Source organism: Nonomuraea sp. NPDC005730, from assembly GCF_040630865.1.
Taxonomy (GTDB): Bacteria; Actinomycetota; Actinomycetes; order Streptosporangiales; family Streptosporangiaceae; genus Nonomuraea.
Genome location: NZ_JBEXYK010000041.1, coordinates 57,091 through 69,962, shown reverse-complemented (window position 1 = coordinate 69,962; position 12,872 = coordinate 57,091). Strand labels below are relative to the sequence as shown.

Below are 12,872 nucleotides of genomic sequence, written 5' to 3'. Positions count from 1 at the left end.
CATCCCCTGAGACCGGCCCAGAAGGACCGTTCCAGAGAGTTGGACACCAGATCCGCCCGCAAGGTTCGCAAGAGCGTTCATCCGCGGATGAAGGTTTCTCCCATGCTCAATGGGCAGAAGTGTCCGCACGTGACAGCACAGACCGTTCGATGAAGAAAATGACGCCTTGTCAGGCACGGGAGGCATCGAGGATGCGGAACGGCCGGACCAGCACGACGCTCGCCCTCGCGGGGCTCCTGCTCGCCGGATGCGCCTCCGGCGGCGGCGGCGCCCAGCCGGCGGGCGGCCCGCGGCAGGCCGAGGGCCCGGTGGCCAGGCTCGCGATCACCCCGGCGGACGGCACCAGGAAGGTCGCCCCCGACACCGGGATCAGCGTGCGGGTCACCGGCGGAAAGGTCACCAAGGTGACCGTCGCCGACGCCAAGGGCCGCCAGGTGACCGGCTCGACGGCGGCCGACGGCACCTGGCGGCCGCGGTGGCCGCTGCGGCCGGCGACGTCGTACACGGTGAGCGCGCAGGCCACGGGCACCGACGGCAAGGCCGTCACCGGCCGGTCGTCCTTCACCACGCTCAAGCCCAGGCGGGCCCTGCAGAGCGGCATGTCGCCGCTGGACGGCGAGAAGGTCGGCGTCGGGATGCCGGTCCAGCTCCTGCTGTCCCACCCGGTCACCTCCCGGCAGGCCCGCGCGGCGGTCGAGCGCTCGCTGGTCGTGGAGATGTCCGAGCCGGTCGAGGGCGCGTGGAGCTGGGTGAGCGACCGCGAGGTGCAGTTCAGGCCGCGCGAGTACTGGCCGGTGGGGGAGCAGGTCAAGGTCGTCGCCCACCTGGCCGGGCTGCGCGCGGGCGAGGACCTGTGGGGGACCAGGGACCGCAGCCTGTCCTTCACCGTCGGCCCCCGGCACGTCACCAAGGTGGACGCCGACCGCCACCGGGCCGTCGTCACCGCGGACGGCAAGGTCGTCCGGACGATCCCCGTCAGCCTGGGCAAACCCGGCGACGACAGCTACTCCGGCACCATGATCGCCCAGGAGAAGGCCGCGGAGACCGTCATGGACTCGGCCACCATCGGGGAACCGGGCGAGTACCGGATCAAGACCAAGTGGAACGTCCGGATGACCTACAGCGGCACCTTCTTCCACGCCGCGCCCTGGTCGACGGGCGCGCAGGGCAACTCCAACGTCAGCCACGGCTGCGTCAACGCGAGCCCGGCCGACGCCCGCTGGTTCTACGACTTCACCCAGCGTGGCGACGTCATCCAGGTCAAGGGCACCTCGCGCAAGCTCCGGTTCGGCAACGGGCCGACCCCGTGGGCCAAGTCGTGGGCGGAATGGCTCGCCGGCAGCGCCACGGGCAAGCCGGTAACCGGCTAGACCGTCATCTGACGGCAGGACCTGCGAGAACATCAGAATGTCGCCTTGCCCGCGGAGGCCCGCACCACGATCATGTCGCCAATGGACGCCGACGTACCCCTGGACTACTACCTGATCTACGCCGCCGGCCGTGGCCGCGGAACACTTCCCCTGGGCATCCTGGTCGAGGAGTTCGTGCTCTGCGACGACTACACCGCCGCGGGCATCGACTGCGCGGAATGGACCGCCGAGTGCGGCGAGTGGCGCGAGTCGCCCGGATCAAGCCGGGCCATCCGCGCCGACCCCGCGCTGCGCGACCGGGTGCTGCCCGTGACCAGGCGCGACGCCCGCGAGACCTACTCGATGCTCGGCGGCGGCGCGCTGCCGGAGGAGGCCGAGCTGCGGGCCTTCTTCCGGTACCGCCAGGCGCTCCCCGCCGCGGCCCCGCTCGACCTGGGCGGCTCCCGTTCGGCGCAGACCCGGCGCTACCGCATCCTGTTCGCGGGCGAGCTCGGGGAGCGCGGCCTGGCGAACGTGAGCACGGTCCTGCGCCTGGAGCCGCCGCGGGAGAACCCGCGGGCCAGGATCGCCGGCACCGCCACGGCGACCGCCGACGGACACACCTTCACCTGGGAGCTGCGGCGCATCGGCCCAGGCATCGCCTGGTGCCTGGACGTCACCGTACGCCTGAGCGCCGGCCCGCTGGCCGCCATCGGCGCGCTGCTCCACCACCACCGGCAGGCGATCCGCGGGCAGGGCCTGATCCCGGTCACCATCGAACGCTTCGCCTGACCACCGGGCGGTCCGGCCACCGGGCCGCCCGCACGCCGAGCAGCCGGTCAGGGCACGGTGACCGCGCGGAGCGTGACCGGGCCGAGCAGCGGGTTCAGCTCGTCGGCCTGGGAGACCCCGTCGGGGGTGAGCACGTCCAGAGCCTTGGGCACCGTGCCGGGGTCGGCCGCGCACAGGGGCGCGCCGCCGCCCTGCGGGCACACCCCGAACCGGTACGGCTCCGGCGTCGCGGCGAACCCCCTGGCCCGGTCGGCGGCGTAGCCGTCCTGGCCGGTCAGGACGACCGCGAACCGCCAGCCGGGCCCCGGCGTGCCGAAGGTCGACCGGGGCAGCGCGACGGTGATCGTCCTGGTGGCGCCGGACACGCGGAGCGCCGCGCCGCCGCGCCCGCGCCCGTCCGCGCCGGCCAGCACCGGCGCGGCGAAACCCTGCGCCTCGACGCGCTGCGACCAGGCGTCCTCCTCGGCGATGCGGTAGTTGCGCTGCGGGAACGCGGCCTGCGCCGACCACCCGGCGGCGGCCGGGTCGCGGACGTAGACGTCGAGCAGCTGCGCGCCCATCGGGCTGCCGAACGTGGGGGTCAGGTCGCGCAGCCCGGCCCGCAGGTAGACGGTGGTCGCGTCGGTGATCACCTGGAACCGCCGCAGGTCGAACGCGCCGGGACGGAAGTCGGCCGCCGTCGGGTAGGCGTAGGTCCCAGGGCCGTCGTCGTCGCCCTCGGGGTCGGCCACGTCGAGCACGGTGGTGCCCCCGACGACGTCGCCGACGACCGAGCGCCGGGCGTACGCGGTGCGGCCGCCCGCGGTCGCGGCGACGGTGAGCACCACCTCGCCGAACGCGACCGGCGCCCGCGCCGTGAACGCCCCGTCGGGCCCGGCGCGCACCGAGACGACCCGTGCGGGCGTCCCGAGGTCGACGGGCGCGGCCTCGACGTCCACGAGCGCGCCCGGCGCGGCCGTCCCCTCGACGGAGACCGAGGCGCCTTCGGCGGTCGCGCCGTCGGAGGGGGCGGTGACGGTGAGCGGGGTGGTGCCCGGCATGCCGTGCGCGGCGTACCGCTCGCGGACGGCCTCCGGCTGCTCGGCCGGACGGCGGGCGCCCAGCGACAGGACGAGCCGTACCAGCTGCGCCTGCGCCCAGGTCAGCGGGGACGCCGAGCCCGCCGGACCGCCGTCGCGGAACCCGATCGAGGCGGTCGCCGGGTCGCTCCCGTACGGCGCGGCGGCCAGGCCGGGGTTCTCCCACGCCTGCTCGGGCACCAGCCCCGTGCCCGACGACATCGCCCGCATGGCCGCCAGCAGCGCCGCCGCCGCGGCCTGGTCGCCGCTCTGGAGCGCCTGCTCGGCCCGCTCCCCGGCCAGCACCGGCCACACGTGGCCCGACCCGGTGTTCCCGGTCGGCCACGGCCTGCCGGACGGCGCGCACGAGGTCGGGTCGGGCTCGTGGCAGTCGCCGTAGCCGTCCTCGGTGCCCGGCGTGTCCGAGCCGTACCGGTACCAGCCGGGGCCGCTCGCGGTGGTGCGCCGCAGCACCCGGTCCACGACCGGCAGGGAGGCCAGCACGTCCGGGTCGTCCGCGGGCAGGACGCCGAGCCTGGTCAGCTCCAGGAAACCGGCGTCCACCACCCGGCGCTGGTCCTCGCTGGGGCCGCCGTTGCCCAGGTCGTAGGACAGGGCCGCGTCGGGGTCGCCGCCGCGCGACAGGCGCAGGAAGTAGCGGGGGGCGTACGGGCCGGTGGTGGTCACCGTCCAGCCCTTGACCGAGCGTGCGAAGTGGTCGGCGGCGGCCCGGTACAGCCGGGCGCGGGCCCGGTCGCCCTGCCGGTCGGCGATCTCGCCCGCCGCGACCAGCCCGGCGATCTCGGCCGCGATCGTGGACGGCGAGTGGCCCGCCTGCTCCTCCCACCGCTCCACGCCGTACGCGGGCCCGCGCGCCAGCAGGAAGTCGGCCGCCGCCCGTACACGCGGCCACAGCCCCGCCTCGCCGCCCAGCCCGGACTGGTGGGCCATGAGGATCGGGTAGGCCGTCTCGTCGAGCTGGTCGCCGCCGGAGTCGGGCGCGAGCCGGCCGTTGAGCAGCGAGTTGCGCGGCATCCTGCCGTCGGGGAGCTGCTGGCGTTCCAGCAGGAAGCGGGTGGTGGCGCGGGCCGTGGCCAGGTCGCCGGCGGTGAGGAAGCCGGTGAACGCCTCGTACAGGTCGCGGGCGAACACCTCGCGATAGGAGCCGAAGTAGACCGGCCTGCCGCCGGGCAGCGCGCCCGCGTCGACCGCCTGGCCCCACGGGCTCGCCGGCGAGGCGACGACCGCGCCGGGGAAGGTCTTGTCCTCGCTCGCCTTCAGCACGTTGGCCGACAGCCGGTAGACGTCGGCGAGGGCGGCGGGCGGCCGGCGCAGCCCGGCGTCGTAGGCCGCCCAGCCCGCCTCGAACGCGGCGCGGGTGGACTCGAACGGCCGCGCCGCCGCCGCGCCCGCCGTCCGCAGCGCGGCCTCGGCGGTGCGCCCGAAGCCCAGCGCGAACGTCACCGCGCCCGAGGCGTCGATCGGCAGCCGGGCGGTGGCCACGACGTTGCCGCGCGGCGCGCTGTCGTAGGGGGTCAGCTCGTGGGCGGCGTCGAGCTGCGCCAGCCCGTCGCCGGACGTGCCCGCGTAGCCGACGCCGGCCAGCGGCAGCCGCCGTTCGGCCCGCAGAGCCAGGTGGGTGGGCACCGCGTAGTCGCGCTCGGGCGCCGAGGTCTCGGTGCCGGTGTCGGAGATCACGGGCGCGCCGGTGGCGGCGTCCACCGCGCCGGTGTCGGCCCCGCCGTCGGCCGGGCCGCCGCCGCCGTTGCCGTTCACGCTCGCGTCCAGCCGGACGTACAGCCGCAGGCCGGGGGGCTGCAGCCGGGTCCGTACGACGACCGCGTCGCTCCCCGGGTCGGTGACGTAGGTGGTGGTCAGCCGGTAGCGGCCGGTCCTGCTGGTGGAGGTGACGGTGCAGCTCAGCCCCGAACGCCCGGTCTCCACCCGGTAGGTGGTGTCGCGGGCCTGCGCCTCGGTGAACGTGCGGCCGTCGGTGACGACGAACTGCATCGTCTCGACGTTCGTGTTGTCGATCGTGGGCTCGTGGACGTCGGACAACACGCCGCCCGCCACCGTGTACCAGACCTTGGACGCCCGGCCCGCCGCCGTCCCCACGCAGTCCTTGCGCGCCTGCCCGAAGTGCGCGGCGGCCCCGGGCCCGGCGGGCGCGGGCCCGGCGGCGACGGCGGGCGCGACCGGCAGGACGACCGGCGGCACGCACAGGACCAGGGCGACGAAGCACCGCCGAAGACCACGCATGAACGCTCCCCTCCGCCCCCACGCCTGGTTGCAGAGAAAACCACCCGGACCCCCCTGTCAACCCGGCCCACCGCCCGCCGAGGTCAAGGGACCTTGGGTACGTCGAGGTGACCGTTTGCCTGTAACAGGCCCCCGTTACGGGTACGATCACCGTCCGAAGGCCGGTCTTCAACCTGTGACACGAAGCCCGGCTCTGGGACGACACCGCACCTGGCTTGCCCAGCGTCCGGCGCCTTGGGAGCGACAGAGGTGACCGACAGCACCGCGGGCGAGGGCCCGGCCGACGGGAGACGCGCCCCGTGGCGGCGCGACTTCAACCTCCTGTGGAGTGCCTCGGCGGCCAACCAGCTCGGCTCGACGAACGCGATGCTCGCCGTCCCCCTGCTCGCCCTGTCGCTGACCGGTTCGCCGGTGTTCGCCGGCTGGGTGACGGCGGCCGGCACGCTGCCCCGGATCCTGCTGGCCCTGCCGGTGGGCGCGCTGGTCGACTACATGGACCGGCGGCGGGTCATGATCGTCAGCCTGCTGGCCCGCGGCGTGCTCGCCGTGCTGCTGACGGCCGGCGCGTTCGCGACCATGCCGGAGCACGTCGTGCTGCCGCTGGTCGCCGCTGCGCAGGGCGTCTGCCTGGTGTTCTTCAGCACCGCGGAGGCGACGGTGGTGCCGCGGCTCGTCCCGCGCGAGCATCTGCCGGGTGCGATGGCGAAGAACGAGGCGCGCGTGCACGCGGCGGCGCTGCTCGGCCGCCCGCTCGGCGGCCTGCTGTTCGACCTGCACCGGGCGCTGGCCTTCGCCGTCGACGCGCTGACCTCGTTCCTGTCGGTGTTCGCGCTGCTGCGCATGGCCAAGGACCGGCTCACCCCGCACGGCGTCCCGCCGCGACCGCGGGTCAGGGCGCTGGTGGCCGACCTGGGCGACGGCTTCGCCTACCTGCGCAGGGAGCGGTTCCTGGTGCCGGTGCTGGTCGTCTGCGCGCTGGCCAACTTCTTCTTCCAGACGCTCGCCCTCGTCCTCATCCTGCTGGCGCACCAGCAGCGGCTGCCGAGCCTGCTCATCGGCTGCCTGATCGCGGCCACCGGGTTCGGCGGCGTCCTGGGCTCGTTCACCGCGTCGCGGCTGCAGAGCAAGGGGCACACCCGGGGCGTGATCGTGACCTGCGTGTGGTCGTGGCTGATGCTGACCGGGTTCGTGGCGCTGGTCGACCACGACAGCGTCGTGTTCGTCGCCGTCGTGCTGCCGCTGGTCTGGGGCGGCATCGGGTTCACCGGCGCGCACATCAACGTCGCGCTCGCGGTCTACCAGGCCGACGAGGTGCCGAAGGAGCTGCTGGGCAGGGTCACGGGCGCCGGGCGTTTCCTCTCCGGCGGCGCCGTCCCGCTGGGGGCGCTGTCGGCCGGCTACCTGATCGCCGTGTGGGGCACCAGGGGCGCACTCGTCCTGGTGGCGGTGGCCATCGGCCTGCTGGCCGTCGTCCTGACGCTCATGGTGACCTCGCTGGGGCACGACCTGGGCCGCCTGTGGCGCGCGGCCGTCAGCCGGACGGGACGGCGAGCTCGGAAGGGGGCGGCGCGGGCGGGAAGACCTCCGCGCTCAGAGCGCGCAGCGCCCGCTGCAGGGCCACCTCGACCTCCTCCCCGGCCACAACAGGACTTGATACCGAACGGGCGTGCCCGAACGCCCTGGTGACGGCCGCGCTGAGCTGCTCGATGCGCTCGCGCGCGCCCTCCGGGCACAGCGGCCACAACCGCTCGACCGCCACCGCCGCCGCCAGGTACTCCACCCGCGCCTGCCGGAACTGGCCGGGCAGGTCCTCGCCGTCGAGGCGGGCGTCCCGGTCGGTGCGCATGTCGAGCGAGATGCTCACGGTCAGCCCGAACCGCAGCACCGCCGACTGCGCGTCGGCGAACGCCGTGCGCAAAGTCTCGGCCCGCGCGTCCTCCCGGTCGGCCCGGCGCTGCTCGGCGGCGGCCCTGGTGGCCTGCCTGGCCTTCAGCCGCTCGGTCACCATCGCCCATCCGGCGCCCGAGAACGCGGCCAGCACGGCCGATCCGCCCGTGATGAGGGCCACCATGGCGGTGTCCGGCATCACGAGCCCGCGAGCAGCTTCCTGGCCGCACGCCGCTGGTGCTCGGGGAGCGGCGGGCGCCGCGCCGTCATGGCGCGGTCGGCCAGCTCCGTCGCCCTGGTGACGTCGCCGGTGAGCTTGTGGACGCGGGCGGCGCGCAGCAGCACGGGCCCGCTCTCCTCGGCCTCCTTCAGCGCCTCCTCGGCCTCGTCGAGGGCGTCACCGAGGTCATGGGCGACCTCGGGGCGGGTCAGGCTGGCCATCGCCAGCGCGCGGGCCGCCTTGGTGGAGGGCGCGGGCCGGCCGCCGCGCAGCTGCCGCATGTCCCGCAGGGCCGACTCCGCGTCGCCGAGATCGGCCAGGAACTCCCCGCGCGAGCGCCGGGCCTCGGGCGTGTCCGCCTCGCGGTTGAGCACGTCGCTCAGCACGGCGAGGGCGGCGTCCGGCTGCCCGGCCTCCCACAGGGCCTGGCCGAGCGCGGTCTGCACGATGAGGTCGTCCGGCACCCGGCCGACGGCGGCGCGCAGCTGCTCGACGGCCAGGCCCGGCCTGCCCTGGGCCAGGACGACGCGCCCGACCGCCGTCATCAGCCAGCCGACGGCCGCGTTGTCGCCGACGGCCTCGAAGAGCCGGGCCGCGGCGCGGTAGTGCTGGATGCTCTCCTCCAGCAGCCCCTGGTCGTAGTCGATGTTGCCGGAGAGCGTGTCGATCTCGGCCCGCAGCCGCAACGCGTGCGGCGGGCAGGTCTGGGCGGCCTCGTGGACGAGCCGGCGGGCGCGGTCGGGCTCACCCTCGTCGCCGGCGCGTTTGGCGGCGCGCAACCGGGCCGCCGGGTCGGGCGGGGACTGCGGCCACATGGCGGCGTCGAGCTGCCTGAGCGGGGCCAGCATCCGGGGGTGGCGGGGGCCGTGCATGGGCAGGCCGTTGCATTTGGGCGAGCTGACCAGGTAGCGGTCCTCCAGGGCGTTGAGCACGACCGCGCCCACGTCCGCGACCGGGTCGGACAGCCTGCCGTACTCGTGCAGGATGTCCCGGCGGAACCAGGACATCAGGCGGCCGGGGGGTAACAGGTAGTCGGCGGCGACCTCGGCCAGCGTCTCGGCGCAGAACTCGCGCACCGCCCGGTCGGCCGCGGTGTCCAGCTCCGTCAGCAGGAACCGCTCGCGGTCCGGCGGATCGCCCCACAGCCGGGCGCCGGCGGCCTGCAGGAGCAGCGGGTCGACCTCGTCGGTGACGGGCCAGGGCCGGCCGGTGTCGTCGCGGACCGTGCGGATCTCGTCGACCAGCTCCTCGACCTTGTCCGCGGCGGCGCCGTCGCCGGTGGACTCGGCCGACAGCCGCATCGCCTCGACGGCGTGCGCCCGGGTGAGCGGCGCCAGCGCCAGCTCCTGCGGCTCCCGGACCGCGTAGCGCCTGAGCACGTGCCGCAGCTCGTCGAGGTGGTCGGTGCGGACCGACAGCAGCAGGCGCAGGTCGGGCCGCTGGGCCAACGACCCCAGCAGCTCGTCGAAGAAGCTCTCCCTGAGGTGCTCGTACGGGTCGGGCAGCCGCAGGAACGTCTCCACCTGGTCGACGGCGGCCAGCGTCGGCCCGGCGACGCCGTCGTTGTGCTGGAGCCTGCGTAGGAAGTCGCTCACCGACAGGCCCGCGAAACTGGCCAGCGAGCCGCCGTCCGACCACGACGAGAGCAGCGCGATCACGTACGGGTTGTGCTCGGGCAGCGCGGCGGCGGGCCAGACGCGGGTGGAGCGAGCCAGGCCCACCGGCAGCACGCGCGCCCGCTCGTCCCGCAGCGAGGGGATCACGGCGGCCCGCAGCAGCGAGGTCTTGCCGGCGCCGGCCGCGCCGTGCAGGATCGTCAGCCGGTTGCGCCGCCACATGCCGGCCAGCTCCGCGGTCTCCGCGGACCGTCCGAAGAACAGGGCCCCGTCGCCTTCGTCGAAGGGACGAGCTCCGACGAAGGGACCGCGTCGGGGGCCGGAAGCAGTCATGGGACCAGACCTCACTCACCGAGGACGACGTCGTATTCCTTTGTGGCCCGGGACCGGACTGCGGAGGCGCCCGCCCCGGTCGATGCCGCAAGACGCGTGTGGCGGCGAGACTCCTGAATAATTCCGTCCGGTTTCGAGCTCAACGTCCGGCTGGCACCGCTGCACGATTCTCGATGGCTCCCCATGGTATGGCATCGCCGTGGCCGGCGCCCCGTTTTCGGGTTCGCCGAAACCCGGGGAAACATCTCCCGCCGGGTCTCGGCGAATCGGTTCGTGATTACGGATTGCCCGGCCGGTACGGCACCGGGGTGCTGTTGTCGAACGCGGCGAACACCTCGTCTTCCCCCGGGCCCGACTCGAGCAGCTCGAGTAACTCCAGTGCGATCACGGAGTTCCCCAGCCCTTCGAGACGGGCAGGTGAGAGTGCGGACAAATCAAGAAGATCCTTGTGTTGCGTGACGACCTGCGGTGCCATGGGCGCTCCCTCGTCGGCTCTGGCCTGCCCGCAGCGTTCCCCGTCCGGATGACCGGCCCGTCCGGAGCGAAGTGCTCAACAGGCTGATCCCACAGTGGCCGAATTCGGCGGGCCCGCCAATAGGCGGTGAATTAGTGCCGTCCTGAATCGGCCGTTGGCGGTCGCCGTTAATGGCCGGGTAGTACGGGACCCGCCGGGCCGCTACCATGACAGTCTGTCGTTTTTATCTTGCCCCATTCTCGAGAACGACTTTCCATTCCTGCACCAGCATCCCGTGAAGGCACGGGCAGAAGGGCGGGCACGTGACGATTCCAGAGCCGTCCGCCGCACTGCGCGCAGTGAGCGACTTTCCCAATGTCTGGAAGGTTCCACCCCGGAACAAGAACTTCACCGGCCGGGAGGAACTGCTGTCCAGGCTGCGCGACAGCATTCTCCAGCAGCCCACCGCGGTCGTGCCGAACGCCCTGCAGGGCTACGGCGGCGTCGGCAAGACGCAGGCCGCGATCGAATACGCCTATCGTTTCCGCGAGGAGTACGACCTCGTCTGGTGGATCCCCTCCGACCAGCCCGGCCTGGTGCGCTCGACGCTGGCCCAGCTCGCGCCCCAGCTCGGCCTGCCGGGCCCGACCGCGACGGGCATCGACGAGGCGGCCAACGCCGTCCTGCAGGCGTTGCGCCGCGGCGAGCCGACCCGCCGGTGGCTGCTGATCTTCGACAACGCCGACGAGCCGGACGACATCAGGGAGATCGTGCGTCCCGGCCCGGGGCACGTCCTGATCACCTCGCGCAACCACCGCTGGGAGAGCGTCGTCGACACCGTCCCGGTGGACGTCTTCCCGCGGCGGGAGAGCGTCGAGTTCTTCCAGAAGCGCCTGCGCAGGGCGATCAGCGAGTCCGTCGCCGTCGAGCTGGCCGAGGCGCTCGGCGACCTGCCGCTGGCGCTGGAGCAGGCGGCCGCGCTGCAGAGCGAGACCGGCATGGCGCCGGAGGAGTACCTCAAGCTGCTCCAGGAGCACACCAGTCAGCTGCTGAGCAGGGGCAAGCCCTCGGAGTACCCGGTCTCCATGACGGCCGCGTGGGGGCTGTCGGTGAACAAGCTCAAGGAGAACCTGCCCGAGGCCATGGAGCTGCTGCGCTGCTGCGCCTTCTTCGGGCCGGAGCCCATCCCGCGCTCGGTGCTCGTCCCGGTCAAGGGGGCGGTGCGCCCGGTGATCGCCGAGCTGCTCGCCGATCCCATCAAGCTGAGCGGGGCCATCGGCACGCTGGCCAAATACGCCCTGGTGCGGGTGGAGGCCGAGGCGAGCGGTCAGGCCGGCGGCCAGCGCGGCCCAGGGCGACCGGCCACCCTCCAGGTCCACCGTCTGATCCAGGCCCTGCTGCGGGAGGAGCTCGAACCGGAGATCCAGGAGGAGATCCGGGCGGAGGTCCACTCGCTGCTCGTCGGCGCGGTGCCGCAGGCCCCCGACGACCCGGCCAACTGGCCGCGCTACGACGCGCTGCTGGCCCACGTCCGGCCGGCCAGGGTGGCCGAGAGCCGCAGGGACGAGGTCCGCGACTTCGCGATCAAGATGCTGACCTACCTCAGCTCCTCCGGCAACTTCGCCGCGACCGGCAGCCACGTGGCGACGTTCCTGGAGCGCTGGACGCACGACTCCGGCGCCGACAACCGGCACGTGCTCCAGGCCAAGCGCCTGCAGGGAGACCTCTACCGCGAGCAGGGCCGCTACGCCGAGGCCTACCAGCTCAACCAGTCCACCCTGATCTCCATGCGCGCGGCGCTCGGCGAGGAGGAGCGCGACACCCTCATCCTGCTCAACGGCATCGGCTCCGACCTGCGCGCGCAGGGCCGCTTCATCGACGCCAGGGAGCACGACGAGGAGTCGCTGCGGCTGCATAGGAAGGTGCTGGGGCCCGACGACGTCATCACGGTCAGGGCGATCAACAGCCTGGCCCTCGACTACGGCCTCACCTCCGACTACGTCCGGGCCAAGGAGCTGCTCCTGGAGGCGCTGCGCACGGCCCAGGGCGGGGAGACCGCGGTCACCCGCGGCACCGAGCTCAACCTGCGCACCGGCCTCGGCCGCGTGGTGCGGCTGTGCGGCGACTACCGCCAGGCGGTCGACGTCTGCGACGACGCGCTGATCTTCGGCCGCGAGTTCTTCGACGCCAACCACCCGCGCATCCTGCTGGCCCAGAAAGACCTGGCCATCGCCCTGCTGCGGTCCGGCGAGACCGAGGACGCCCTCCTGCAGGCCATCGACGTGCACGAGCGCTACGTGCGGCTGTACGGGGTCGACCACCCCAGCACGCTCGCCGCCGCCACCTGCCTGTCCAACTGCAACCGCGCCAACGGCAACGTGGAGCAGGCCTACGAGCTGGCCTTCGACACCATGAACCGCTACCCGCGGATCTACGGCCCCGACCATCCGTACAACCACGGCTGCGCCAGCAACGTGGCCCTGCTGCACCGCGTGCTCGGCGACCCGCAGGCGGCGCGCGAGCTGAACAAGAAGGCGCTCGACGGCATCGAGCGCAGGCTGGGCCGCGACCACCACTACTACCTGCTCATCGCCGTCAACTACGCCAGCGACCTGGCCGTCCTGGGCGACCTCAAGAACGCCTGCGAGATCGGCGCGGAGGCCCACCAGCGCCTCAGCGCCCTGGTGGGCGCGCGCCACCCCACGGCCCTGGCGGCGGCGGCCAACCTGTCGGCCGACCTGGAGGCCGCCGGGCAGCGGGCGGAGGGCAGGGCGCTCTTCGACGAGACCATGCGGTCCTACCTGGAGACGCTGGGCCCCGAGCACCCCGACACCCGGGTGGCCGGCGAACGGCGCCACCTCGACTGCGACTTCGACCCGCCGCCGGTCTGACCGGGCCGGGCCC

At 73.8% G+C, this 12,872-nt stretch carries 7 protein-coding genes; 4 read left to right on the top strand and 3 right to left on the bottom strand.

Annotation, left to right across the window (positions count from 1 at the left end):
* Nucleotides 1–191: 191 nt before the first annotated feature.
* Together ABZ444_RS34330 and ABZ444_RS34325 are read left to right on the top strand one after the other, a co-directional pair.
* Nucleotides 192–1,370 carry an Ig-like domain-containing protein gene (locus ABZ444_RS34330; RefSeq protein ID WP_358006165.1) on the top strand — a complete coding sequence of 393 codons (1,179 nt, stop codon included), beginning with the start codon at nt 192–194 and terminating at the stop codon, nt 1,368–1,370.
* 81 nt (nt 1,371–1,451) lie between these two features.
* Nucleotides 1,452–2,141, top strand: a complete 690-nt coding sequence (locus tag ABZ444_RS34325; RefSeq protein ID WP_358006162.1) for a hypothetical protein — start codon at nt 1,452–1,454, stop codon at nt 2,139–2,141.
* Between the two features lie 47 nt (nt 2,142–2,188).
* Here ABZ444_RS34325 and ABZ444_RS34320 read toward each other — a convergent pair whose 3' ends face one another.
* A complete protein-coding gene (locus ABZ444_RS34320) occupies nt 2,189–5,458 on the bottom strand; it encodes a glucodextranase DOMON-like domain-containing protein (RefSeq protein ID WP_358006159.1) in 3,270 nt (1,089 codons plus the stop codon).
* Between the two features lie 249 nt (nt 5,459–5,707).
* Here ABZ444_RS34320 and ABZ444_RS34315 point away from each other — a divergent pair, with 249 nt between their 5' ends.
* Complete coding sequence (locus ABZ444_RS34315; protein ID WP_358006156.1) at nt 5,708–7,144, top strand: MFS transporter; 1,437 nt, start codon at nt 5,708–5,710, stop codon at nt 7,142–7,144.
* A 399-nt stretch (nt 7,145–7,543) separates the two neighbouring features.
* On the opposite strand, the gene ABZ444_RS34310 is transcribed toward ABZ444_RS34315, so the two are convergent.
* Nucleotides 7,544–9,514, bottom strand: coding sequence for a tetratricopeptide repeat protein (locus ABZ444_RS34310; protein ID WP_358006153.1), 1,971 nt, complete (start codon nt 9,512–9,514; stop codon nt 7,544–7,546).
* A 277-nt stretch (nt 9,515–9,791) separates the two neighbouring features.
* Nucleotides 9,792–9,989: a hypothetical protein gene (locus ABZ444_RS34305; RefSeq protein WP_357979665.1), complete on the bottom strand. Its 198-nt coding sequence runs from the start codon at nt 9,987–9,989 to the stop codon at nt 9,792–9,794.
* A gap of 302 nt (nt 9,990–10,291) precedes the next feature.
* Between ABZ444_RS34305 and fxsT the strand changes: the two genes are divergently transcribed.
* Nucleotides 10,292–12,859 carry an FxSxx-COOH system tetratricopeptide repeat protein gene (gene fxsT / locus ABZ444_RS34300; protein ID WP_358006150.1) on the top strand — a complete coding sequence of 856 codons (2,568 nt, stop codon included), beginning with the start codon at nt 10,292–10,294 and terminating at the stop codon, nt 12,857–12,859.
* Nucleotides 12,860–12,872 lie beyond the last annotated feature (13 nt).